Here is a 24,300-nt window from a genome sequence, read left to right as displayed (position 1 = left end):
TCAAACACGCCTGTCCCGGGCGTGTTTGACGGCCTGATATCAGTGCCTCGGCCCCGGATCTCCGCGCAGGAGAACCGGGTATAGCGTCAGCGACTGACCGCCGGCTGCGCGGGCCGAGCCGACACGGGAGTCTCCCCGTTCAACGCGGCATCCAGCGCATCCTTGTCCAACTGCCCTTCCCAGCGGGCCACCACGATCGAAGCCGTCGCGTTGCCGACCAGGTTGGTGAGCGCACGGCATTCCGACATGAAACGATCGACGCCAAGGATCAACGCCATGCCGGCCAGGGGCAGGCTCGGCACCACGGACAAGGTAGCCGCAAGGGTGATGAACCCTGACCCGGTCACCCCCGCGGCCCCCTTGGAGCTCAGCATGGCCACCAAGAGCAGCAGCACCTGGTCGCCCAGGGACAGATGAATGTCGCAGGCCTGGGCGATGAACAGCGCCGCCATGGTCATGTAGATGTTGGTGCCATCCAGGTTGAAGGAATAACCGGTGGGCACGACCAGACCTACCACGGGCTTGGAGCAGCCGGCGCGTTCCATCTTCTGCATCAGGGTTGGCAGCGCCGCCTCCGATGAACTGGTGCCGAGCACGAGCAGCAGCTCTTCGCGGATGTAGCGAACCAGCTTGATAATGGAGAAGCCGTTATAGCGGGCAACCAGGCCAAGCACGATGACGACAAACAGAATCGACGTGGCGTAAAACGTGCCCACGAGCGCCGCCAGATTCAACACTGAATGAATGCCGTACTTGCCGATGGTGAACGCCATCGCGCCGAAGGCGCCGATCGGCGCGGCACGCATCAGGATCGCGACCATCTTGAAGACCGGATGCGCCAGGGCGTTGAGCAGGTTCAGAACGGGCTTGCCACGTTCGCCAACCAAGGCCAGCGCCACGCCGAACAGCACCGACACGAACAGTACCTGGAGAATATCCCCCGTGACGAAAGGTCCGGCCAGCGAGCTCGGGATGATGTTCATCAAGAAGCCGGTCACCGTGCTGTCGTGCGCCTTTGTCACGTACTGGGCGACCGCTTTGTTATCGAGCGTCTGCGGATCGACATGCATGCCGGCGCCGGGCTGCACGAGGTGCGAGACCAGCATGCCGACAATGAGCGCGATCGTCGAGAAAACCAGGAAATAAACGAAAGCCTTGCCCGCCACTCGGCCGACCCGTTTCAGGTCGCTCATGCCGGCGATACCGGTGGATACCGTCAGGAAAATCACCGGGGCAATGATCAGCTTGACCAGCTTGATGAAGCCGTCGCCTAGCGGCCGCATCGCTTCAGCGGTATCGGGTTTGAAATAGCCCAGTAGGATGCCGATGACGATGGCTACCAGGACCTGGACATATAGGATTTGATAAAACTTCTGCTTCCGCGGCACCGCGGTCTCATCTACTTCGATCATTGCTCCATCCACTCTGCTGTGCGTGGCCCGAGCATCCGCCCAGAGCGCCACCCGGGATACGCACGGGTAGCGCTATTTTATGGGATGACTATCGGGCCATCCTGTCTGGATACTGAAATCGGTTTTCCGAAAATGCGGGTAATCCGGCAGGCCGCGCTCGTCAGTTCGCGCGCACGGCCCGCACAAAGACAAAACCCCGCCGGAAGCCGGCGGGGTTTTGCGGGATAAGAGCCTGACGATGACCTACTTTCACAGACGTCCGTCCACTATCATCGGCGCGAAGGCGTTTCACTGTCCTGTTCGGGATGGGAAGGAGTGGGACCACCTTGCTATGGTCGTCAGGCGTAAAGGGTTGCGCGGTGCGGGGTCCTTGTGGGGCCGGGTAAGGTCCGGGCCTTTCGGGGGTCGCGCCACGCCAATCTGGTTAAAGCACGCGCGGCGTCGCAGGCGACGTCGCGGCGAGGGTATTGGGGTTTGGATGGGTTGGACTGCAGGGCAGCGCTGCCTGTTCGGGGCAGGTGCTGCCGGCACAGTGGGCAAGCATCATGGCTATGCAAGCCGGTGTTTGCTTGGGATGGGTGTTGCAACCATCAGGGTTATAGGATCAAGCCGCACGGGCAATTAGTATCGGTTAGCTTAACGCATTACTGCGCTTCCACACCCGACCTATCAACGTCCTGGTCTTGAACGACCCTTCAGGGGGCTCGAGGCCCCGGGATACCTAATCTTCAGACGAGTTTCCCGCTTAGATGCCTTCAGCGGTTATCTCTTCCGTACATAGCTACCCGGCAATGCCATTGGCATGACAACCGGTACACCAGAGGTACGTCCACTCCGGTCCTCTCGTACTAGGAGCAGGCTCCGTCAAGTATCCAACGCCCACGGCAGATAGGGACCAAACTGTCTCACGACGTTTTAAACCCAGCTCACGTACCTCTTTAAATGGCGAACAGCCATACCCTTGGGACCGGCTACAGCCCCAGGATGAGATGAGCCGACATCGAGGTGCCAAACACCGCCGTCGATATGAACTCTTGGGCGGTATCAGCCTGTTATCCCCAGAGTACCTTTTATCCGTTGAGCGATGGCCCTTCCATTCAGAACCACCGGATCACTATGTCCTGCTTTCGCACCTGTTCGACTTGTCAGTCTCACAGTCAAGCACGCTTATGCCATTGCACTATCAGCACGATTTCCGACCGTACCTAGCGTACCTTCGAACTCCTCCGTTACGCTTTGGGAGGAGACCGCCCCAGTCAAACTGCCCACCATGCACTGTCCCCAACCCGGATAACGGGCCAAGGTTAGAACCGCAAACAGACCAGGGTGGTATTTCAAGGTCGGCTCCACCGAATCTGGCGACTCGGTTTCCGCGCCTCCCACCTATCCTACACAGGCCGGTTCACAGTCCAATGCAAAGCTACAGTAAAGGTTCATGGGGTCTTTCCGTCTAGCCGCGGGTAGATTGCATCATCACAAACACTTCAACTTCGCTGAGTCTCGGGAGGAGACAGTGTGGCCATCGTTACGCCATTCGTGCAGGTCGGAACTTACCCGACAAGGAATTTCGCTACCTTAGGACCGTTATAGTTACGGCCGCCGTTTACCGGGGCTTCGATCAAGAGCTTGCACCCCATCACTTAACCTTCCGGCACCGGGCAGGCGTCACACCCTATACGTCGACTTTCGTCTTTGCAGAGTGCTGTGTTTTTAATAAACAGTCGCAGCCACCGATTCTCTGCGACCCCATCATGCTCGGCGCGCAGGCGCCTCACACTACCGGGGCATACCTTCTCCCGAAGTTACGGTATCAATTTGCCGAGTTCCTTCTCCCGAGTTCTCTCAAGCGCCTTGGAATATTCATCCCGTCCACCTGTGTCGGTTTGCGGTACGGTCTCGTACAGCTGAAGCTTAGAGGCTTTTCCTGGAACCCCTTCCAATCACTTCGCGAGCCTTGCTCGCTCGTGCCACACCCTTGAGTCACGCGCCCGGATTTGCCTAAGCGCCCTCTCCAATGCAGCAACAGGGACTTCCAACACCCTGATGATTTTCCGCGATCCGTCCCCCCATCGCACTGTACGACGGTGCTGGAATATTAACCAGCTTCCCATCAGCTACGCATCTCTGCCTCGCCTTAGGGGCCGACTCACCCTGCGCCGATGAACGTTGCGCAGGAAACCTTGGACTTACGGCGAGGGGGCTTTTCACCCCCTTTATCGCTACTCATGTCAGCATTCGCACTTCTGATACCTCCAGCAACCCTTACGAGTCACCTTCACAGGCTTACAGAACGCTCTCCTACCGCGTGTACCAAAGTACACACCCGCAGCTTCGGTTTACCGCTTAGCCCCGTTACATCTTCCGCGCAGGACGACTCGATCAGTGAGCTATTACGCTTTCTTTAAAGGATGGCTGCTTCTAAGCCAACCTCCTGACTGTCTAAGCCTTCCCACTTCGTTTCCCACTTAGCGGTAATTGGGGACCTTAGCTGGCGGTCTGGGTTGTTTCCCTCTTGAGTCCGGACGTTAGCACCCGGTGCTCTGTCTCCCAAGCTGGACTTGCGGGTATTCGGAGTTTGCCATGGTTTGGTAAGTCGCCATGACCCCCTAGCCATAACAGTGCTCTACCCCCCGCAGTCATACTTGAGGCACTACCTAAATAGTTTTCGGAGAGAACCAGCTATTTCCAGATTTGTTTAGCCTTTCACCCCTATCCACAGCTCATCCCCTAGTTTTTCAACACTAGTGGGTTCGGTCCTCCAGCACGTGTTACCGTGCCTTCAACCTGGCCATGGATAGATCATCTGGTTTCGGGTCTACACCCAGCGACTGAATCGCCCTATTCGGACTCGCTTTCGCTACGCCTTCCCTATCCGGTTAAGCTCGCCACTGAATGTAAGTCGCTGACCCATTATACAAAAGGTACGCCGTCACCCCTTGCGAGGCTCCGACTGTTTGTATGCATACGGTTTCAGGATCTATTTCACTCCCCTTCCGGGGTTCTTTTCGCCTTTCCCTCACGGTACTGGTTCACTATCGGTCGATCACGAGTATTTAGCCTTGGAGGATGGTCCCCCCATCTTCAAACAGGATTTCACGTGTCCCGCCCTACTTCTCTTACGCTTAGTTCCACACACAGAATTTCGCCTACAGGGCTATCACCTGCTACGGCCGGGCTTTCCATCCCGTTCGGCTATCCTGCGTGCTAAATCGTAAAGGCTCTTCCGATTTCGCTCGCCACTACTTTCGGAATCTCGGTTGATTTCTTTTCCTCGAGCTACTGAGATGTTTCAGTTCACCCGGTTCGCCTCCTGAACCTATGGATTCAGTTCAGGATACCGCCTTGCGGCAGTGGGTTTCCCCATTCGGACATCTGCGGATCAATGCTTGTTTGCCAGCTCCCCGCAGCTTTTCGCAGGCTACAACGTCCTTCATCGCCTGTGATCGCCAAGGCATCCACCATATGCACTTAGTCGCTTGATCCTATAACGCTAATGGCTATAAAACCTTCCTAGCAACCGTCTTGCTACTGACATGATGCTTTGCGCATTTGTGCCGTTCACCCTCAATTCACTTGAGTTTGAACTAATCATGCAATCACAACCCGTATCCAACGGCGCATCAAACAACAATGCACCGCCAATACTTCTCGTTGTGCTTCTTCCAGATTGTTAAAGAACGAATAAACCGATAAACCGTCGGGCCAAAAAACCCAACGCTCAACACCGCACGCGGCACTGACCGTTAGACTCTCGAACGCGGATCCCCTTTCCAAACCACTGTCCAACCCACTTCGCCAAGCAAAAAACCCAGGAAAATGGTGGAGGTGAACGGGATCGAACCGATGACATCCTGCTTGCAAAGCAGGCGCTCTCCCAGCTGAGCTACACCCCCAGTCTAACTTGGTGGGTCTGGTTGGATTCGAACCAACGACCCCCGCCTTATCAAGACGGTGCTCTAACCGACTGAGCTACAGACCCAATTCGCATCGGATCCGCTTGCTGACCCCCGAAGACGCGCACCAACACCCGCGCCCCCAAGGCATCACCGATCCAGTCTATCCAACAACCGATAAGTGTGGCCGCTTGCAAAACCAAGACGCGCGCTCTGAAAGGAGGTGATCCAGCCGCACCTTCCGATACGGCTACCTTGTTACGACTTCACCCCAGTCATGAATCCTACCGTGGTAATCGCCCTCCTTGCGGTTAGGCTAACTACTTCTGGTAAAACCCACTCCCATGGTGTGACGGGCGGTGTGTACAAGACCCGGGAACGTATTCACCGCGACATGCTGATCCGCGATTACTAGCGATTCCGACTTCACGCAGTCGAGTTGCAGACTGCGATCCGGACTACGATCGGGTTTCTGGGATTGGCTCCCCCTCGCGGGTTGGCGACCCTCTGTCCCGACCATTGTATGACGTGTGAAGCCCTACCCATAAGGGCCATGAGGACTTGACGTCATCCCCACCTTCCTCCGGTTTGTCACCGGCAGTCTCATTAGAGTGCCCTTTCGTAGCAACTAATGACAAGGGTTGCGCTCGTTGCGGGACTTAACCCAACATCTCACGACACGAGCTGACGACAGCCATGCAGCACCTGTGTTCCGGTTCTCTTGCGAGCACTCCCAAATCTCTTCGGGATTCCAGACATGTCAAGGGTAGGTAAGGTTTTTCGCGTTGCATCGAATTAATCCACATCATCCACCGCTTGTGCGGGTCCCCGTCAATTCCTTTGAGTTTTAATCTTGCGACCGTACTCCCCAGGCGGTCAACTTCACGCGTTAGCTGCGCTACCAAGGCCCGAAGGCCCCAACAGCTAGTTGACATCGTTTAGGGCGTGGACTACCAGGGTATCTAATCCTGTTTGCTCCCCACGCTTTCGTGCATGAGCGTCAGTGTTATCCCAGGGGGCTGCCTTCGCCATCGGTGTTCCTCCACATATCTACGCATTTCACTGCTACACGTGGAATTCCACCCCCCTCTGACACACTCTAGCCCGGTAGTTAAAAATGCAGTTCCAAGGTTAAGCCCTGGGATTTCACATCTTTCTTTCCGAACCGCCTGCGCACGCTTTACGCCCAGTAATTCCGATTAACGCTTGCACCCTACGTATTACCGCGGCTGCTGGCACGTAGTTAGCCGGTGCTTATTCTGCAGGTACCGTCAGGTGCGCCAGGTATTAGCCGGCGCCGTTTCTTTCCTGCCAAAAGTGCTTTACAACCCGAAGGCCTTCATCGCACACGCGGGATGGCTGGATCAGGGTTGCCCCCATTGTCCAAAATTCCCCACTGCTGCCTCCCGTAGGAGTCTGGGCCGTGTCTCAGTCCCAGTGTGGCTGGTCGTCCTCTCAAACCAGCTACGGATCGTCGCCTTGGTGAGCCGTTACCCCACCAACTAGCTAATCCGATATCGGCCGCTCCAATAGTGCGAGGTCCGAAGATCCCCCGCTTTCCCCCTCAGGGCGTATGCGGTATTAGCTACGCTTTCGCGTAGTTATCCCCCGCTACTGGGCACGTTCCGATACATTACTCACCCGTTCGCCACTCGCCGCCAGACCGAAGTCCGCGCTGCCGTTCGACTTGCATGTGTAAGGCATCCCGCCAGCGTTCAATCTGAGCCAGGATCAAACTCTTCAGTTCAATCTCTGTTCGTACGAATCCCGCGCCACCCCCATTACAGGAACAGCCACCGGATTCGTCTTTCGCTTAGCGCTCTCAAAGGAAGTGAGAACCCAGACAGATTGCTCTGCCTGATTCAAACTTACTTCTGTGAGCACTTGATTTCTTCGGCCCCGCCCGGCTCACTCAACCCCAGGACTCGCGTCCCGGCATCTTGCTCGCCAAGCAGGTGCGCCTCAGTCTTATCAAGCGCCCACACTTATCGGTTGTTTCGTTTTTAAAGAACAAGCTCTACCACCACACGCCGCGCCGTGTCACCACGCCTTGGCTCACTTCGCCGCATCCGCTTGCCGGGTCGCTTTCGCTTGCCGGGCCGTCGCTTCGTTTCCGTCGCGTCGTTTGCGTCGTTGCTGTGTCAGCAGCAGAGAAACGAGATTATGAAGAAGTTTTTTGTGCGTGTCAAACCGGCGTCATGTTTGCTTGTTTGTGATCCGCGCTGAGGCCTATCGACCGCGCCGCGGCGCACACCGGCCGGCGATACTGCAGCCGTCGGCTTCTTCATTCCCGCCTTCGCTTGGCGAAGGGGCGGGACTATAGCACAGTGCGCGCGATGCCGCCGCAACGGAACGTCAGCATCGCCCGGGCGGCGCTTTATGGATAGACTTCGACTGATGGGCAGCCCCGCCTGGCGTGGTCCGCCGCATGCCTGTCAGTTTCGTTCTCCCCCTTTTCGTCTGCTGCCATGTCCGCCAACCCTTCCGATGTTTTCGAAGACATCCTCATCAACGTCACACCGTTCGAAACCCGCGTCGCCGTGGTCGAACAGGGCGCGGTGCAGGAACTGCACGTCGAGCGCAGCATCCAGCGCGGGCACGTCGGCAACATTTATCTCGGCCGCGTCGTGCGCGTGTTGCCCGGCATGCAGAGCGCCTTCGTCGATATCGGCTTGGAGCGCGCCGCATTCATACATATCGCAGATCTGCGCGAAAACCGTGCGGAACGCAGCCAGGGCGTCACGCCGACGCCCATCGAAAAACTGCTGTTCGAAGGCCAGACGCTGATGGTCCAGGTCATCAAGGATCCGCTGGGCACCAAGGGCGCGCGGCTTTCCACGCAGATCAGCATGGCGGGCCGCATGCTGGTTTATCTGCCCCACGACCCGCACATCGGCATTTCGCAGAAGATCGACTCGGAAGCCGAGCGCATCCAATTGCGCGAGCGGCTGCAAGCACTGATGCCCGAGGACGAAAAAGGCGGATTCATCGTTCGCACGCAGGCGGAGGGATCCACGGACGAGGAGCTGCGCGCGGACCTGGAGTACCTGCGAAAGCTGTGGGCAAGCGTGCAGGCCGCCGCGCGCAGCCAGCCCGCGCCGGCGGTGCTGCATCAGGACCTGACGCTGGCGCAGCGGGTGCTGCGCGATATGGTCGGGCCGCACACCGGCAGCATCCGGGTGGATTCGCGCACCACCACCGCGAGCCTCATCGAATGGGCTCGCCTCTATACGCCTTCGGTGGTCGATCGCATCAGCCATTACAGCGGGGAACGCCCGCTGTTCGACACGGCGAATGTGGATGAGGAGATCCAGCGCGCCCTGTCGCGCCGGGTGGACCTGAAGTCCGGCGGATACCTGATCATCGATCAGACCGAAGCGCTGACCACCGTGGACGTGAACACCGGCGGCTTCGTCGGCGGACGCAATTTCGACGACACGATCTTCAAGACCAACCTGGAGGCGGCGCAGGCGATCGCGCGCCAGCTACGGTTGCGCAACCTCGGCGGCATCGTGATCCTGGACTTCATCGATATGGAGGACGCTGGTCATCGCGAAACGGTACTGGCCGAACTGCGCAAAGCCCTTGCGCGCGACCGCACCCGGATGACGGTGAACGGCTTCACCCAGCTCGGTCTGGTGGAAATGACGCGCAAGCGGACGCGGGACTCGCTGGCGCATCAGTTGTGCGAACCCTGTCCCACCTGCCAATCGCGCGGTCATGTCCGTACCGCGCGCACTATCTGCTATGAGATCCTGCGGGAAATCCTGCGCGAGGCGCGGCAATTCAACCCGAAGGAGTTCCGCATCCTTGCTTCGCAGGAAGTCGTGGATCTGTTCCTGGAAGAAGAAAGCCAGCACCTGGCGATGCTGGGCGATTTCGTCGGCAAGAAGATTTCGCTGGAAGTGGAAGCCAGCTATACCCAGGAGCAGTACGACCTCATCCTGATCTAGGCCGCCGCTGGGCGCGAAAGATGCGGCCGCGGCGACGCTTCGCGCCCGTTAGCCCGCGAAGCCGCCCTCGGCCAGGAAAGCCAGCTCTTCAGGTGTGCTATCGCGCCCCAGATGGCGATTGCGATGCGGAAAGCGACCGAAGCGGGCAATGATGTCCCGGTGCAGAATGGCGAAATCCCGGCTGCGCGGGTCCAGTTTGTCCGCAAGCGCCACCGAGCGCGCCTGATCGGCCGGGTCTTCGGAGTGCTCGAACGGCAGATACATGAATACCAGCAGATCCGACTCGATGCGGTCGTCCCAGCCGCGTTCCACGGCGTACGCCGCTACACGCCGCGCCAGCGGGTCGGTGGCATACATATGCGCGGTGCCGCGAAAGGCGTTGCGCGGAAACTGATCGAGCAGGATCAACAAAGCCAGGGCCCCGTATGGCGTGTCGGCCCAGTCGTCAAGTTCGCCGCGTGCGGCAGCGAAGTGCAGGGGCGCGAACCGCCCCGAAAATTCCGCATCGAACGCCATGTCCTTGGCGAACCATTTGCCGGGGCCGGCATCGCGCCAGAACCGGAGCAAGGCGGCGGCGTCGGGAGGCAGATCGTCGAACATGGGCGCCCCTTTGGAATGTCGAACGGGAAGTGGCCGGAAACCGCGGCTTGCCCAGCCTTTCGGCCGGGCGCCCGGCTACTCCGACTCGCGGAATTGCATCCGGTACAGGTTGGCGTACAAGCCGTTCGCCGCAAGCAGCTCCTCGTGACGGCCCTGCTCCATGACCTTGCCGTCGTCCAGGACCACGATGCGGTCGGCATTCTGTACCGTCGAAAGACGGTGGGCGATCACCAGCGTCGTGCGCCCCTTCATCAACCTTTCCAGCGACGCCTGCACCTGACGCTCGGATTCGTTATCCAGCGCCGAGGTGGCTTCGTCGAGGATGAGGATGGGCGCGTTCTTGATGAGCGCCCGAGCGATGGCCAGCCGCTGCCGTTGCCCGCCAGACAGGCGCGCCGCGTTTTCTCCGACCGGCGTATGGATTCCCTTGGGCAGGCCATTGACGAAATCCTTCAGGTTGGCTGCCTCCAGCGCCTGCAGCACCTGTTCGTCGCTCGCCTGTCCCAGCGCGCCATAGCCGACGTTGACCGCGATCGTATCGTCGAACAGGACCACGTCCTGGCTGACCAGCGACAGGTGGGATCGCAGGCTGCCCAGCGTCAGGTCGCGGATATCGATGCCATCGACGAGGATGCGCCCGCCTGTCGGGTGGACGAAGCGCGGCAGCATATTGACGAGGGTCGTCTTGCCGCTGCCCGAGCGCCCCACCAACGCCACGGTCTCGCCGGGCTGCACCGTGAAAGTGACCTTGCTCAGCGTTTCGCGATCGGCGTCCGGGAAACGGTGCGACACCGCTTCGAATTCGATGCGGCCCCGCACCGGCTGCGGCAGCGTGCGCTGGCCGGTTTCCTTCTCGGGCACTTCGTCGATCAGCATGAAAACGCTTTCGGCGGAAATCAGCATGCGCTGCATCCTTCCCGCCAGATTGGTCAGCCGCTTGATGGGATCGAAGAGCTGGGCGAGCGACGCCATGAAGGCCGCGAAGCTGCCCGCGGTGAGCATCCCGGCGTTGGCCTGCCCCAGCGCGACGGCGATGATGCCGCCCACCGACAAGGCGATGCAGACCTGCGTCAGCGGCGTCATGGCGGCGTCGGCGACGGCGCTGCGCATGGCGAAGCGGCGCAGGCGCGAATTCACGTAGCTGAAGCGGCCCCGCTCGTAGTCGTAACCGTCGAACAGCTTGATGACGCGCTGGCCGTCGATGCCTTCGCCAACCACGCGGGTCAGCTCGGCGTTCATGTTGACCGTCTCGCGGTTGATCTTGCGCAGCCGGCGAATGAACACGCGGGCGATGGACACCGACACAGGCAGCATGACCAGGATGATTAGCGTCAGCACCCAGGACATATAGAGCAGCACGCAGATCAGCGCCACCACCACCAGACTTTCGCGCACGAGAACGGTGATGACGTCGGTGGCGTAGCCCGTGACGTTGCCAGCATCGATGGTGAAGCGGTTCAGCAACCGTCCCGTATCGCCGCGCTTGAAGTGCTCGTCCGGCAGGCCCAGCAGCCGGTCGAACATCTCCTGCCGTATGCCGCGCAGCACGTTATTCGCGACCCAGGCCAGCAGGTAATCGCTGAAGAAGTTGCACACGCCGCGCAGGAAAATCAGGCCGACGACGGCCAGCGGAATCGCCCAGACGTAATAAGGCTTCGCGCCGCTGAAGCCGTCGTCCAGCAGCGGCTTCATGATGACGGCCAGCGTGGGCTGGGTGCCCGCCGCCCCCGCCATGAGCAGGATGGCGAGCACCAGCGCCTTCCAGTGCGAGCCCACGCGGGAATAAATACGTTTCCATAGCACAGCCTTGACCGGATGGGAGCCGGCCACCTTGGTGCGAGTGGCAGAATCCAAGAAATCTCCCGCTTGAATACAATCGTGCGGGGCATTGTACCGTCGGCGCGCCCCCTGCACGGCCGGCGGCCCGCCCCATCCCCTTGAATCGAAAAGCCGTGTCGCGCCCGTCGTGCGCCCTTCCCTATGCCGCCGATAACCCGTTTGTACGTGCGCCTCCCGAACTGGGTGGGCGATGTCTGCATGAGCCTTCCCGCGCTGCGGCTGCTGCGCGCCGCGGGCGTGCCGGTGGTCCTGTGCGCACGTCCCTGGGCGCGCGATCTGCTCGCCGGCGTGGCCGGCCAGGACGATTTCATCGCCATGCGCGGCGGGTTCCTGCACGACCGCGGCGCCGTGCGGGCGCACGTGCGGACCGCCGGACGGGGCGGCGTGGCGCTCGCCCTGCCCGACTCGCTTTCCAGCGCCGCCGTCTTCCGGCTTGCCGGATTGCCGGTGGCCGGCTATCGGGACGATGGCCGCAGCCCCTTGCTGCGATGGCCGGTGAACAAGCCGGCCGGGCCGCTGCATGCCGTGCAGTCCTGGTACTACCTGGCGCGCGAGGCGTTGGGACGTTGGGCGCTGCCCACTGGCAACGCGCATCCTGGTCCCGAGCTCGGATTGACGCTCACGCCTGCGCATCGCGCCGACGCCGACGCCGCCCTGATCAAGTCCGGGCTGCGCGACCGGCCATTCGTGTTGATCGCGCCGACGGCGACGGGGCTGCATCGCGGCCGCAACAAGGTGTGGCCGGGCTTCGCCGACCTGACGCGCGCACTGAAGGCCGCGGGCCTGCCGGTCGTCATGTGTCCGCCGCCGGCCGAAGCGCAGGCCGCGCGCGCCAACGCCCCGGACGCCCTGCTGCTGCCGCCCATGGGGCTGGGCGCCTTTGCCGCCCTCGCCACGCGCGCTGCTTTGGTCGTTTGCAACGATTCGGGGGTGTCGCACGTAGCGGCGGCTGTGGGCGCCCGGCAGATCACCTTGTTCGGAGTGACCCAGCGCGCGCGGACGGGCCCATGGTCGGCCGGCGCCTGCTGCCTGGGGGACGAGGATGCCTGGCCGTCGGTGCAGGAAGTGGCGCAAACGGCTGAAAATCTGTTGAACCTGCCCGCGCCCGGCGGGGCATCCCGTGAATTGACAGGGGCGGCGCCGGCCTGAACAATCGGGACGGTATGTCTATCGTCAGTCTGCTTGCTTACCTCATCATCCCGCTCTATTTGTGCCTGACCCTGATGGCGATCGGCCTGGTGCTGGCCTTGTTCCGCTGGCGCAAGACCGGCTTGGCGGTGGCGCTGGCCGGAATGGCGTGGGCCTACGCCTGGTCGCTGCCCGCGACCTCGCTGTGGCTGGGCGGCATGCTGGAACAGGCCTATCCCTATCGGCCGCCGAACGAACTGCCGACCGCAGACGCGATCGTGGTGCTGGGCGGCAATATCGCCAATGACCGCCAGAACTGGTTCCTGCCCTACGACCGCGAAACGGCGATCCGGCGCTTCCGGACCGCGGAGCAGCTGTACGACGCGGGACGCGCGCCCAAAATCGTGCTGTCCGGCGGCGCGCTGAGCGGCGACGTCAGCGAAGCCGAGGGCATGGCGCACGCATTGCGCCTTTCAGGTGTGCCGCGCAGCGCGATGATCCTGGAAAACGACAGCCGGACCACCTATGAAAACGCCATCCTGACCGAAAACCAGCTGAAGGAGCACAACATACGCACAGTGCTGCTGGTCACGTCCGCGCTGCACATGCCGCGCGCGATGGCCGCCTTCCGCAAGCAGGGCATCACGGCCATTCCCGCTCCGTCCCAGCCGCAGATCGTGCTTCCGGAGTCTCCTCGCATTTCGCCGTGGCTGCCGCACGAGCGGGCGTTCGATGCCAGCCGCTCCATCATCAAGGAGTACACGGGACTTTTCGTGTACTGGCTGCGGGGATGGATATGACGGCCAGTGCCCCGCCCGCACGCGCAATGGCGACGTCGCAGCCGTCGGAGGTTGGCAGCGACGCCGCGGCGTGCCGGCGCGGATGCGGGGCATGCTGCATCGCGCCCTCCATCACCTCGCCCTTGCCGAAAATGCCCGCGGGCAAGCCGGCCGGCGAACGCTGCGCGCACCTGACCGAGGCCATGGATTGTGAGCTGTTCGGGCGCCCGGAACGCCCGGCGGTATGCGGCGGGCTGCAGCCCAGCCAGGAAATGTGCGGCGCTTCTCGCGAACACGCGATGGTGTGGTTGGGGCAATTGGAAAAACTGACCGCGCCGGCGGCCTCCTTGCCCAGAGGGACACAAGCCGCGATGCCGCCGCACCGTTAGCGGACGCCTGCTACCAGTTGCGGCGCTTGCGGTCCTCGTACGAGGTCAGCATCTTGCGCAGAAAGCTGACGATGCCGGTGGAGCCGGCAACCAGCACGCGCGGCAGCGCCATCGTGTCGTCATTGCCGTTTGCGAGCCCGCGCTTGGTCAGCGTGGCGTTCTCGTAGCCCGCCTCACGCGCCATGCCGATGTGCGCTTCGGTGAACTCGCCATAGGGATAGCAAAACGCCGTCACCGGCTGGCCGATCGCGTCTTCGAGCGCCTGGCGCGAACCGGCAATCTGGCGGCGCGCCTCGGCCGGGTCCAGCAGCGGAAGATGAACGTGGTCCAGGGTGTGGGACCCCACCTCGTTGCCGGCCGCGGCCCATTCGCGCATTTCGGCGACCGTCATCAGCGGGGACGACGGCACGCCGTGCGCATGGTCCCACACATTGCTGCCGCCCAACTGGCGGGCGACGAAATAATTGGTGGCGGTGAATCCCAGGTCGGCGAGGACCGGCATCGCGTTGTCGTGCACGTTGCGAAAACCGTCATCGAACGTGATGCCGAAGACCTTGCCGCTGCGTTCGCCGCGCAGATACGGCATGAGGTCGCGCATCGACAGCCCCAGGTAGCCCAGGCGGTGCATCCACGTCATCTGGCGGCGGAAGCTGGCCGTGTCCACCGTCAGCCCGCGAAACGGCGTGCCGCGCGGCGCCAGCGCACCGACCTGGTGATACATGAGTATGGGGATCGACATGCGCGCGATTATACGAGCCGGTCCGCCGCTACAGCCTGAGGTCCACACGGACGCGCGGCGCGTCGCCGTTCTGCCGCACGAACGCCACCACCCGGTCCTGCAAACGCTGGAAGGTGAAATCCAGCAACTGGCCGCCGACGGCCAGGCGCGCGATCCGCAGGGTTTCCATGCCGTGCGGCAGCCGCGGCTGTTCGATGATCACACGATGCCGCGGCCCATCCACGCGCAGGCCCAGGCAGGCCTGCAGGAGCATGAAGACGGAGCCGGCCGCCCATGCCTGCGGCAGGCACGCGACGGGATACGCGATGGGCGCCTCGCCGGCGCCACGCTCGAAACCGCAGAACAGTTCGGGCAACCGCATGCCGAAGTAGGACGCGCCCTCGAACATCGCATCGAGCAGTTGCGCGGCGCCGTCGCGCAGTCCGTAACGCGCCATCCCCGCCGCGCAGAGGGCGACGTCGTGCGGCCATACGGATCCATTGTGGTAGGACATGGGGTTGTAGCGCGGCGCCTCCACGGCCAGCGTGCGAATGCCCCAGCCCGTGCGGAAGGACTTGGACAGCAGTTGCCGCGCCACCGCTTGCGCCCGGACGGGCGATGGCAGCCCGGTATAGAGAAGATGTCCCGCGTTGGAAGCCCGCACGCGGCACGGCCGCCCCTCGCCATCGAGCGCCAGCGCGTAGAACTGCATGTCGTCCTGCCAGAAGTGCTGCTCCACGGCCTGGCGCAAAGCGTCGGCGCGGCGCTCCCAGCCCTGGGCTCGCCCCTCCTCGCCCCGCGCGCGCGCCAGCGCGGCCAAGCCTCGGTACGCCGCGTAGGCATAGCCCTGGACTTCGATCAGGGCGATGGGACCCCGCGGCGTACTGCCGTCGGCGTGGAAGACGGAATCGTGGCTGTCCTTCCAGCCCTGGTTCGCCAAGCCGGACTCCTCGCCACGGGCGTAACTGAGAAAGCCGGTACCGTGCCGGGCGGCGTTGTCCTCGATCCAATTGGCCGCCGACAACAGCGCGGGCCAGATCGAGCCGATGAAAGCGAGGTCGCCCGTCCTTTCCGCATAGGCGCCCGCAAGCATGATGAACAGGGGCGTGGTATCGACGCCTCCGTAGTATCTGCCGAAAGGCAGCTCATTGGCCGCCGCCATCTCGCCCTTTCGGGTCTCATGCATGATCTTGCCCGGCTCGGCATCGCGGAAGGTGGACGTCTCGTGCGCCTGGTTGCGCGAGAGAAAGGCCAGCACGCCGCGCGCAAGCGCCGGATCCAGCCACAAGGTCTGCAAAGCGGTCACGATGGCGTCCCGCCCGAACGGCGTCGAAAACCACGGGATGCCCGCATAGGGGTAAGGCCCGGTAGGGAGTTCGGTCGTCAGCAACGCGAGATCGGCGGCCGACTTGTCCACCCATGCCTGGAACAGGCGGCTGGACGCATGCAATGCCGCGCCCCGCCGCCGCCGCACGCGCAAACTGCGCCTGGCCTGGGCCGCCGCCGCGCGCCAGCGGGTCCGCCCGCACGCCGCCGCGTCGCCGCCGGCTTCGACGTAAAGCTCCCAGTGCTGCCGCTCGCCCAGCGTGACGTCGAAATGGGCCTGGTCCGCCGAGATGCGCGCCGGCACTTCCGAAAACGCGATGACGAGCCTACGCCAGCGGTCGTCCAGACCGCGGTAGCACAACTCTACGTCCCGGGCGCCGACGTGGCCGACGTGGAATTCACCGCGCCGCGGCCGCTGCTGGCCCCGGACCTCGAACATGTCGCGAAAATCGGCGCCGTAATGCAGCGACAGGGGCACCCGCGCAACCCGCTCCCCATAGTTGACAAGGGTGATCCGCTCGAACAGCCGGCCCTGCCAGAGGAACCGGCGGCGCTCCACATGGATGACACCTTCCGGGGTCGATGCGCCGCCCAGGGGCGGCAAGGGGCGGTTCGTCAGGTTCGCGGTGAAGAAGGCGTTGTCCTGGCTGACCGCGCTGGACAGCAGCGAGGGCTGCCGGTCCGCCAGCCGCAGCCGGAAGGTCGACAGCAGGCGGGTATCGTCGTGGAACAGGCCGTCGCCTTCGCCGGTCACGTCCCCGAACGCGTCCGCGACCAGGAAAGTGTCGCCTTCCTTCAGCACGAAAAGACGCTGCGGCGAACGCGGCTCGATGATGTCGCTTCCGGTCGCGCCGGTATCGCCCGGCGCCAGGGTGGGAGTGTTCATGCCGCCTCGCTTTCCATCATGCTGACCCGGTCCTGGCGCGCCAGGCGCATGTACAACTGAACGTACCGGTTGGCCATGGCCTGGGCGGTGAACTGCTGCTCGAAGACACGCCGTATCAGGGCCCGATCGAGCATATGGGCGCGCGACACCGCTTCGACGGCCTGCGGAATGTCATCCACAACGAAGCCCGTGACGCCATCATCGACCACTTCAGGCACCGACCCGTGATTCCACGCGATGACCGGTGTGCCGCAGGCCATGGCTTCGATCATGACGAGGCCGAAAGGCTCCGGCCAGTCGATCGGGAACAGCAAGGCGCGCGCATTGCCAAGAAAATCGCTCTTGGTCGCGTCGCCGATTTCTCCGATGAACTCCACGCCGGGGCCGTCCAGCAGCGGGCGGATGGTCTGTTCGAAGTAGTCGCGGTCGGCGTTGTCCACCTTGGCCGCGATCTTCAGCGGGATGCCTGCCTCGCGCGCGATACGGATGGCGCGGTCCGGCCGTTTTTCGGGAGAGATCCGGCCCAGGAACGCCAGATAGCCGCCCGCCGGTTCGCGGGCGAACCGGTAGCCGCGCGGATCGAGCCCATGGGGGACGGTCGCCATCCAGTTCGCTTCCCGCAGCGGTGTGCGCTGGTGATCCGAGATGGATACGAGCGGATAGGCGGACCAGCGCCGGTAAGCCTGGGGCAGATCGGCCAAGTCCAGCCGGCCGTGCAACGTGGTCAGCGTGCGCCCGGCGATATGCTCGAAGAACGGGAAGTGGAGCAGATCGATATGGAAATGCAGGACATCGAATTCGTCCGCGCGATCGCGCAGCGCGTGCAGCATGCCCAGATGGGCGGCCACATCCGACTTCAGCGCCTGCGGGTCCAGCCGCAGGGACCGCTCCCGCATGGGCGCCAGGCGGGCGCTGGTGCGGGCATCGGCGGCGGCGAACAGCGTCACGTCGTGCCCTTGTTCGACCAGGGCTTCGGTCAGGTGGGCGACGACCCGTTCGGTGCCGCCGTAAAGACGGGGCGGCACGGCTTCGTACAAGGGGGCGATCTGCGCAATCCTCATTCTTTTCCTCTCGGTTTTCCGCCCGGCGGTTTCCGGTATTCAGGCGCGGCGCAATGCGCGGCACACGGCCAGGCGTGTGCGCGACAGCCTGCCGGCCGCGAGCGCAGCAACGCGCCCCGGAACGCGCCGGACGGGATGCTCAGGGGTTCAGTGTTTAAAGACGACCTTGATGGCTACAGGGCCGCCCGCGATGCCTCGCGGCACGGCCGCGGTGATCGCGTGCGGCCATCGGGCGGGTGGTCGGGAGGCAGCGCCGCTGCGGGCAGACACGGCGCTCGGCGGCCCTGCAGGGCCGGTGCTGACAGGCATTCGCGTTGTAGAAGACCCGGTATGGCGAATGCATCAAACGCGTACGGGAACCGATACATCACGAATATCTCCACGAACTGCGACAGGACGAGAGACCAAGCGTCGGCATTCATGGCGGGAAGCCGAAGCCTCCCTAGAATAGGATCGGGTCCCATGGTTTTCAAGACCTGCCCGAACGCGCCAGACGGGCCCGGGCGCGTCAATACGTCTCGAAATGCAGCCGGCCTTGCCGGCACAAGGCCTGGTGCAGGACAGTCCAATCCTGGCCGGCCTGCACGACGACCTGGCGCAGCGCGTCCAGCACGCCGGCTTCCATGCCCTTCAGGCCACACACATAGATGCAGGTCCTGTCGTCGTTCAGCAGCGCCCGCACGTCGTCCGCGCGCTCCACGATCAGGTCCTGCACATAGCGCCGCGGCTGGCCTGGTTCGCGCGACAAGGCCAGGTTGATGTCGATGAAATCGCGCGGCAGCTTCATCAGGGGACCGAAGTACGGCAGTTCGCGGCGCGTGCGCGCGCCGAAGAACAGCATCAGGGTGCCGTTCTCCCCGCCGCCGATGCGACGCCGGCAGCGCTCGGTCATGGCGCGCATCGGCGCCGAACCGGTGCCGGTGCAGATCATCAGCAGATTGGCGCCCGGCCGGCCGGGCATCAGGAAGGTGCTGCCGAAGGGGCCGATCACCCGCACGGTATCGTGCCGTTCCAGGTCGCAAAGGTAGTTGGAACAGAGCCCGTCATGGGTGTTGCCGTCCCGGCCGCCCACGACCCGCTTCACGGTCAGGGACAGGTTGTTGTAGCCGGGACGTTCGCCGTCGCGGGGGCTGGCGACGGAATACTGGCGGGCGTGGTGCGGCCGGCCACGCGCGTCCACGCCGGGCGGCAGGATGCCGATGGACTGGCCCTCCAGGACCGGGAACGGCGACTCGCCGAAGTCCAGCACGATGTGGCGCACGTCGCTCTCCGCGTCGTCGTCGGTCACGCGGTAATTGCCGACGACGGTGGCGATGACGGGGTCTTTGTGCGTGTAGAGATTGACGTAAGGGTGGGCCGCCGACCAGGGCGGCACGATGGCGCCGCGCGCGGGCGTAACATCGGCCGCCGTGGCCTGCGCGCCCGCGTTGCCGACGGCCGCCTCCATCGTGCCGGGGGGGACGTCCGCATCCAGCGCGCCGGCGAATCCGGACGCCGCGTCCACGCAAGCGGTCGCATTCGCCGCGGGCGTCCCGACGTCGGCCGCTGCCGCGGCGGCCAGAAGCGCCTCGACCGGCTCCTGCGCAGGCAAGGCATCCCAGCCGAACTGCGCCTCCACGCCGTACGCGTGTTCACGCGCGACGACGCGCCAGTTGTCGATGGAGCCGGTCGGGCAAGGCGGCACGCACGCCATGCAGCCGTTGCAGATGTCCGGATTGACCACGTAGTTGTTGGCGTCGTGCGTGATCGCATCGATGGGACAGGTTTCCTCGCAGGTATTGCAGCGGATGCAGATCTCCGGATCGATCAGGTGCTGCTTCAAAAGCGTGGCGGGCAGAGGCGCGTTCATGGTGACACCGGGAGTGCGGACTGCAGCCCAGGGCGTGTCAACGCTGGAAGGCGTCTGGCCGCGTTGCGAACGCCCGCCATGGCACCACTATGTCTACGCTTCGCGCCTTGCCGGGCGCCTGTTTGCGTACTCATGCGGGGGCTCCTTCTGGCGTTGACAGACCCTAGTTGAAGCGTACGTATTCGAAATCGACGGGCTGGCGGTTCACGCCCATGACGGGCGGCGCGATCCAGTTGGCGAAGCGGCCCGGCTCCGTCACGCGGCCCATCAGGGAGGCGACGAAGGCGCGGTCTTCGTCGGTGGGCAGCCAGTGCGCAAGCCCGGCCTGCCAGCGTGCGTCGTCGACGATTTCACCGTCCGGCGAGACCTTGACGCCGGCCAGCGTGCCGATCTGGCGGTTGAAGGCCTTGTGAGGAACGGTCAGGCGGAACGGAATGCCGCTTTTTTCAATGACCTTGTTCCAGCGGCTTACCCCCGCCACGGAGTCGCGGATGAAGTCATCCCGCAAGACTTCGTTCAGCGCGTTCAGCATCGGCACTTCGACTTCGCGCAGCTTGCCGCCTTCCACCGCCAGGATGCGATAGCTGTCATGCTTGAGCTGATGGTCGTCCTGGCGCTTGCCCTCCTCGTAGCGCCCTTTCAGCCCGGCGCTGTAGAAAATCGCCGCGTTCGAGGACTGGTCGGCGCCGAACAGGTCGATGGTGACGCTGTAGTGGAAGTTCAGGTAACGCTGGATGGTGGGCAGGTCGATCACCCCGGCCGCGCGCACGGCCGCGGGATCATCGGTCTTCAGTTCGTTCATCACCTGGCAGGTGCGCTGGATGATGCGCGACACGCCGGACTCGCCCACGAACATATGGTGCGCTTCCTCCGTCAGCATGAACTTCGTCGTGCGGGCCAGGGGGTCGAAGCCGGACTCCGCCAGCGCGCACAGCTGGAACTTGCCGTCGCGGTCGGTGAAGTAGGTGAACATGTAAAAGGACAGCCAGTCCGGCGTCTTTTCGTTAAAGGCGCCGAGAATGCGCGGATTGTCGGCGTCGCCGGACGTGCGCTGCAGCAGCGCGTCGGCCTCCTCGCGGCCATCCCGGCCGAAGTAGCGGTGCAGCAGGTACACCATGGCCCACAGGTGCCGCCCTTCCTCCACATTGATCTGGAACAGATTGCGCAGGTCGTACTGCGACGGCGCGGTCAATCCGAGATGGCGCTGCTGCTCGATCGATGCGGGTTCGGTGTCGCCCTGGGTGACGATGATGCGGCGAAGATTGGCGCGGTGTTCGCCGGGCACGTCCTGCCACACGTCGCGTCCCAGGTTCTCGCCGAAGTGGATTTTGCGCTGGCCGTCCTGCGGCGTCAGGAAGATGCCCCAGCGGTAGTCGGGCATCTTGACGTAATCGAAATGGGCCCAGCCATCCGGCTCGACGCTGACCGCGGTGCGCAGGTAGACATCGTGGTTGTGCGCCCCATCGGGGCCCATGTCGCGCCACCACTGCAGGTAATTGGGCTGCCAGTGTTCCAGGGCGCGCTGCAGCGCGCGGTCCCCGGAAAGATTGACGTTGTTGGGTATCTTGTCGGAATAATTGACGCCTGACATGTCGGTGCTCCCGTTAGACCCGGTTCCAGTCGAAGGCCGCTTGCTCGCCCTTGCCGTATACCTTCAGGGCGCCCTTCTCGCCGACGGCGTTGGGGCGGTTGAATATCCAGTTCTGCCAGGCGGTGAGCCGCCCGAAGATGCGGGTTTCCATGGTTTCGCGCGGGCCGAAGCGAAGATTTGCTTCCATGCCCGTCAGCGCATCGGGCGACAGCGCGCCGCGTTCTTCCAGCGCGAGCCGGATCTCGTCGTCCCAGTCGATGGCGTCGGGGGTAAAGGTGGCAAGGCCCAGGTCCAGCGCCTGGCGGGCCGACAGCGCCTTTCCGGCCTGCGCCCGCACGGCCTCCAGCGGCCCGGTCTCGCCATGAAAGCGGCGCTGCAGGCGGCTTTCGCCGCTGACCATCGGGCAGGCGCCGAAGTTGCGCTCGCCAACCACGATGCGCGCGGGATCGGCTGCGTCTTCGTCGTCGAGCATGTAGATGCGGTCGGCGGCCAGGGCCAGTTCCAGCAACGTTCCGGCAAAGCAGGAACCCGGCTCGATCAGCGCGAACAACGTGCGGGACGTCACGTCCAGGCGCGCGAGCGTCCGCCGCAGCATGCCGGCCGTTTCATTGACGAACCAGTGGTCCGCATGCGCCTGCAGCGCGGCGTCGGCGGCCAGCACGGCCCGCGCATCGCCGCGCGTGCGCAACACCCAGGTGCCAACGTCCAGTTCGTTGGTGCGCATCCACAGGATGGCGTCGTCCAGTTCGCGGGCCATGCGCAGCGGCCACCACTCGGCGCCCTGCGCCAGGATGGCCTGCGCGTCCTGCGGCGGCATTTCGTCCGGGGCGCGTACGGTCCAGTTGGCGACACGCCGCTGGCGATCGATGTCCACCTGGACGTAGCGGTAGGAAAGGCCGTCTGGGCTGTCGCGCCGTTCCAGCGGCGTCAGCGTCACCCCGGGGCCCTGGCCGGGACGCCGGCTGCCTTCGGCCAGCGCCAGCGCGCGTTCCTGCACGCCGGCGGCGAACCGCTGCGGCTTGATCACGTCGTCGACCAGGCGCCAGGCCTTGGCGCGCTCGCCACGCACGCCTTCCACCAGGGTGCAGAAGATGTCGGCGTGGTCGTGCCGCACCTTGCGCTTGTCAATGACGCGTGTCAGGCCGCCGGTGCCGGGCAGCACGCCGAGCAGTGGCACTTCCGGCAGGGCGACGGCCGACGACCGATCGTCCACCAGCAGGATTTCGTCGCAGGCCAGCGCCAGTTCATAGCCGCCGCCCGCGCAGGCGCCGTTGACCGCGGCAATGAACTTCAGGCCGCTGTAACGGCTGGCGTCTTCGATGCCGTTGCGCGTCTCGTTGGTGAATTTGCAGAAGTTCACCTTCCAGGCGTGGGAGGACAGCCCCAGCATGAAGATGTTGGCGCCCGAACAGAAGACGCGGTCCTTCAGGCTGGTGACGACCACGGTGCGGACTTCCGGATGCTCGAAACGGATCCGCTGCAGGGCGTCGTGCAGTTCGATGTCGACGCCCAGGTCGTAGGAGTTCAGCTTGAGCTTGTAGCCCGGGCGCAAGCCGCCGTCCTCGGCCACGTCCATGGCGAGCGTGGCGATCGGGCCGTCTGTGGTCAAGCGCCAGTGGCGATAGCGGGTGGGATCGGTCCGGAAATCGACCGGAGCTACGGCGTTCGTCATGAAGGTCTCCTGCACCGCACGAAGCATGCAACATATTGCATGAATCTATGTTTGATGCAGAATAGTGCATGACACTGCGCCAGTCAAGGCGGACGTGCAAAAAAATGCAGACGCCGGGGAAAGACTTTCGGACTAGAGGGGCAGCCCGCCCGCCTTGCGGACCTGGGCACGCAGACCGGCGAAGCACTCCGCCACGTCCATGTGGCTGGTATTCCAGGTCAGGTCGGCCTTCGCGTAGAACGCTTCGCGGCCGGCCAGTATGCGCTTGAGATCCGCCATGGCTTCGCTGTTGCCGGACATCGGCCGGAAGTCGCCCTGCGCCATCACGCGGCCCATGTGTTCCTCCGGCGTGGCGCGCAACCACACGGTATAGCAATGCGCCAGCAGCAGATTGAAAGTAGCCGCCTCGGACACCAGCCCTCCAGGGGTCGCCAGCACCATCTCCGGATACAGCTGAACGGCTTCTTCGAGCGCCCGCTTTTCATAGCGGCGGTAGGCATTGGGGCCGTAGAGATTGTGGATTTCCAGGATGCCGCAACCGGCTACCCGTTCGATCTCCACGTTGAGTTCGACGAAGGGATAGCCCAGGTCGTCCGCCAGCATCTGGCCCAGTGTGGATTTGCCGGCGCCGCGCAGCCCGATCAGCGCGATCCGCTGGAAACGATTGGGACGCTGCGCGCCGCCCATGCCGAACAACTGCGCCAGCGATTCCCGGGCGCGCTGCAGGTCGGCTTCGCTGCGTCCGCTCAGCAGCTCGCGGATCAACAGCCATTCCGGCGATTCCGTGGTGACGTCGCCCACCAGTTCGGCCAGCGCGCAATTGAAGGCCTTGGCGATCTGCAATAGCACCAGGATGGACGCATTGCCGACGCCGTGCTCGAGATTGGCCAGATGGCGCTCGGAAACCCCTGTGGCTTGCGCCAAGGCCTTGCGGGTCATGCCGCGGATGGCCCGCAGCCGTCGCACGCGTTCCCCCAGGGCCACCAGAAAGGCGTCGCGGCGCGGTTCGGGGGCGGCCATATCCACCGCTTGAGTCATGGGTCTCCTTGCTCCGAGATTTCCCTAGGGTACAACGATTCATGCATTATAGTGCTTGACCAGGGGCGATTAAAGCACTATTTTTCCTGCCAAGGTTGAATGCAGGCTGACGCCGCAGGACGGATGGCGTCAAGCGCGGCGGCCTGTGATTCTAGGCCTTCCAGCG

The 24,300-nt window shown here is 63.6% G+C and carries 15 protein-coding genes, 2 tRNA genes and 3 rRNA genes; 5 read left to right on the top strand and 15 right to left on the bottom strand.

All coding sequences use genetic code 11. From position 1 onward, the window contains the following. Positions 1–86: 86 nt before the first annotated feature. The 6 genes from CAL13_RS07830 to CAL13_RS07805 all read right to left on the bottom strand — a co-directional run bounded on the left by CAL13_RS07830 (position 87) and on the right by CAL13_RS07805 (position 7,052). Complete coding sequence (locus tag CAL13_RS07830) at positions 87–1,412, bottom strand: dicarboxylate/amino acid:cation symporter (RefSeq protein ID WP_086056905.1); 1,326 nt, start codon at positions 1,410–1,412, stop codon at positions 87–89. 230 nt (positions 1,413–1,642) lie between these two features. Continuing rightward, positions 1,643–1,755, bottom strand: a 5S ribosomal RNA gene (gene rrf, locus CAL13_RS07825). A 257-nt stretch (positions 1,756–2,012) separates the two neighbouring features. Continuing rightward, positions 2,013–4,894 (bottom strand): 23S ribosomal RNA (locus CAL13_RS07820). A 335-nt stretch (positions 4,895–5,229) separates the two neighbouring features. Beyond that, positions 5,230–5,305, bottom strand: a tRNA-Ala gene (locus CAL13_RS07815). A 9-nt stretch (positions 5,306–5,314) separates the two neighbouring features. After that, positions 5,315–5,391 (bottom strand) — tRNA-Ile (locus CAL13_RS07810). A gap of 130 nt (positions 5,392–5,521) precedes the next feature. Beyond that, a 16S ribosomal RNA gene (locus tag CAL13_RS07805) occupies positions 5,522–7,052 on the bottom strand. Together the 16S, 23S and 5S rRNA genes with 2 tRNA genes alongside form the textbook arrangement of a ribosomal RNA operon. Positions 7,053–7,245: 193 nt before the next feature. Between CAL13_RS07805 and CAL13_RS21175 the strand changes: the two genes are divergently transcribed. Then, on the top strand, positions 7,246–7,521 hold the full coding sequence (locus CAL13_RS21175) for a hypothetical protein (RefSeq protein WP_157664821.1): 276 nt from the start codon (positions 7,246–7,248) through the stop codon (positions 7,519–7,521). Between the two features lie 252 nt (positions 7,522–7,773). Continuing rightward, entirely contained in the window at positions 7,774–9,258 is a 1,485-nt protein-coding gene (gene rng, locus CAL13_RS07800) for a ribonuclease G (protein ID WP_086056904.1), read from the top strand. Between the two features lie 48 nt (positions 9,259–9,306). Here rng and CAL13_RS07795 read toward each other — a convergent pair whose 3' ends face one another. Both CAL13_RS07795 and msbA read right to left on the bottom strand, forming a co-directional pair. Beyond that, positions 9,307–9,858 carry a DUF924 family protein gene (locus CAL13_RS07795; protein WP_086072009.1) on the bottom strand — a complete coding sequence of 184 codons (552 nt, stop codon included), beginning with the start codon at positions 9,856–9,858 and terminating at the stop codon, positions 9,307–9,309. Between the two features lie 75 nt (positions 9,859–9,933). Beyond that, on the bottom strand, positions 9,934–11,712 hold the full coding sequence (gene msbA / locus CAL13_RS07790; protein ID WP_086072008.1) for a lipid A export permease/ATP-binding protein MsbA: 1,779 nt from the start codon (positions 11,710–11,712) through the stop codon (positions 9,934–9,936). A gap of 126 nt (positions 11,713–11,838) precedes the next feature. On the opposite strand from msbA, the gene CAL13_RS07785 reads away from it, so the two are divergent. From CAL13_RS07785 to CAL13_RS07775, 3 genes are read left to right on the top strand one after another with little or no spacing between them, the layout of a single operon-like run. Then, positions 11,839–12,846, top strand: coding sequence for a glycosyltransferase family 9 protein (locus tag CAL13_RS07785; RefSeq protein ID WP_086072007.1), 1,008 nt, complete (start codon positions 11,839–11,841; stop codon positions 12,844–12,846). 14 nt (positions 12,847–12,860) lie between these two features. Then, positions 12,861–13,625 (top strand): YdcF family protein, encoded by a 765-nt coding sequence (locus CAL13_RS07780; protein ID WP_086056900.1) that lies wholly within the window; start codon positions 12,861–12,863, stop codon positions 13,623–13,625. A 26-nt stretch (positions 13,626–13,651) separates the two neighbouring features. Continuing rightward, a complete protein-coding gene (locus CAL13_RS07775) occupies positions 13,652–13,993 on the top strand; it encodes a zinc/iron-chelating domain-containing protein (protein ID WP_086072006.1) in 342 nt (113 codons plus the stop codon). A 10-nt stretch (positions 13,994–14,003) separates the two neighbouring features. On the opposite strand, the gene CAL13_RS07770 is transcribed toward CAL13_RS07775, so the two are convergent. From CAL13_RS07770 to CAL13_RS07740, 7 genes are all read right to left on the bottom strand, one after another. After that, positions 14,004–14,732 carry a polysaccharide deacetylase family protein gene (locus tag CAL13_RS07770; protein ID WP_086072005.1) on the bottom strand — a complete coding sequence of 243 codons (729 nt, stop codon included), beginning with the start codon at positions 14,730–14,732 and terminating at the stop codon, positions 14,004–14,006. Between the two features lie 28 nt (positions 14,733–14,760). Continuing rightward, on the bottom strand, positions 14,761–16,923 hold the full coding sequence (locus tag CAL13_RS07765; protein WP_086072004.1) for an amylo-alpha-1,6-glucosidase: 2,163 nt from the start codon (positions 16,921–16,923) through the stop codon (positions 14,761–14,763). Next, entirely contained in the window at positions 16,920–17,984 is a 1,065-nt protein-coding gene (locus tag CAL13_RS07760; protein WP_086056896.1) for a glycosyltransferase family 4 protein, read from the bottom strand. The genes CAL13_RS07765 and CAL13_RS07760 overlap by 4 nt, the downstream gene beginning before the upstream one ends. 508 nt (positions 17,985–18,492) lie before the next feature. Further along, positions 18,493–19,833: a benzoyl-CoA 2,3-epoxidase subunit BoxA gene (boxA, locus tag CAL13_RS07755; RefSeq protein ID WP_086072003.1), complete on the bottom strand. Its 1,341-nt coding sequence runs from the start codon at positions 19,831–19,833 to the stop codon at positions 18,493–18,495. 163 nt (positions 19,834–19,996) lie between these two features. Further along, positions 19,997–21,424 carry a benzoyl-CoA 2,3-epoxidase subunit BoxB gene (boxB, locus tag CAL13_RS07750; protein ID WP_086072002.1) on the bottom strand — a complete coding sequence of 476 codons (1,428 nt, stop codon included), beginning with the start codon at positions 21,422–21,424 and terminating at the stop codon, positions 19,997–19,999. 13 nt (positions 21,425–21,437) lie between these two features. After that, positions 21,438–23,096, bottom strand: coding sequence for a 2,3-epoxybenzoyl-CoA dihydrolase (gene boxC / locus CAL13_RS07745; protein WP_086072001.1), 1,659 nt, complete (start codon positions 23,094–23,096; stop codon positions 21,438–21,440). A gap of 132 nt (positions 23,097–23,228) precedes the next feature. After that, positions 23,229–24,134, bottom strand: a complete 906-nt coding sequence (locus tag CAL13_RS07740) for a helix-turn-helix transcriptional regulator (protein ID WP_086056893.1) — start codon at positions 24,132–24,134, stop codon at positions 23,229–23,231. Positions 24,135–24,300 lie beyond the last annotated feature (166 nt).

The organism is Bordetella genomosp. 9 (genome assembly GCF_002119725.1).
GTDB lineage: Bacteria > Pseudomonadota > Gammaproteobacteria > Burkholderiales > Burkholderiaceae_B > Bordetella_C.
The sequence above is the reverse complement of the archived record's forward strand: the minus strand, read 5'-3'. Positions and strand labels throughout refer to the sequence as shown.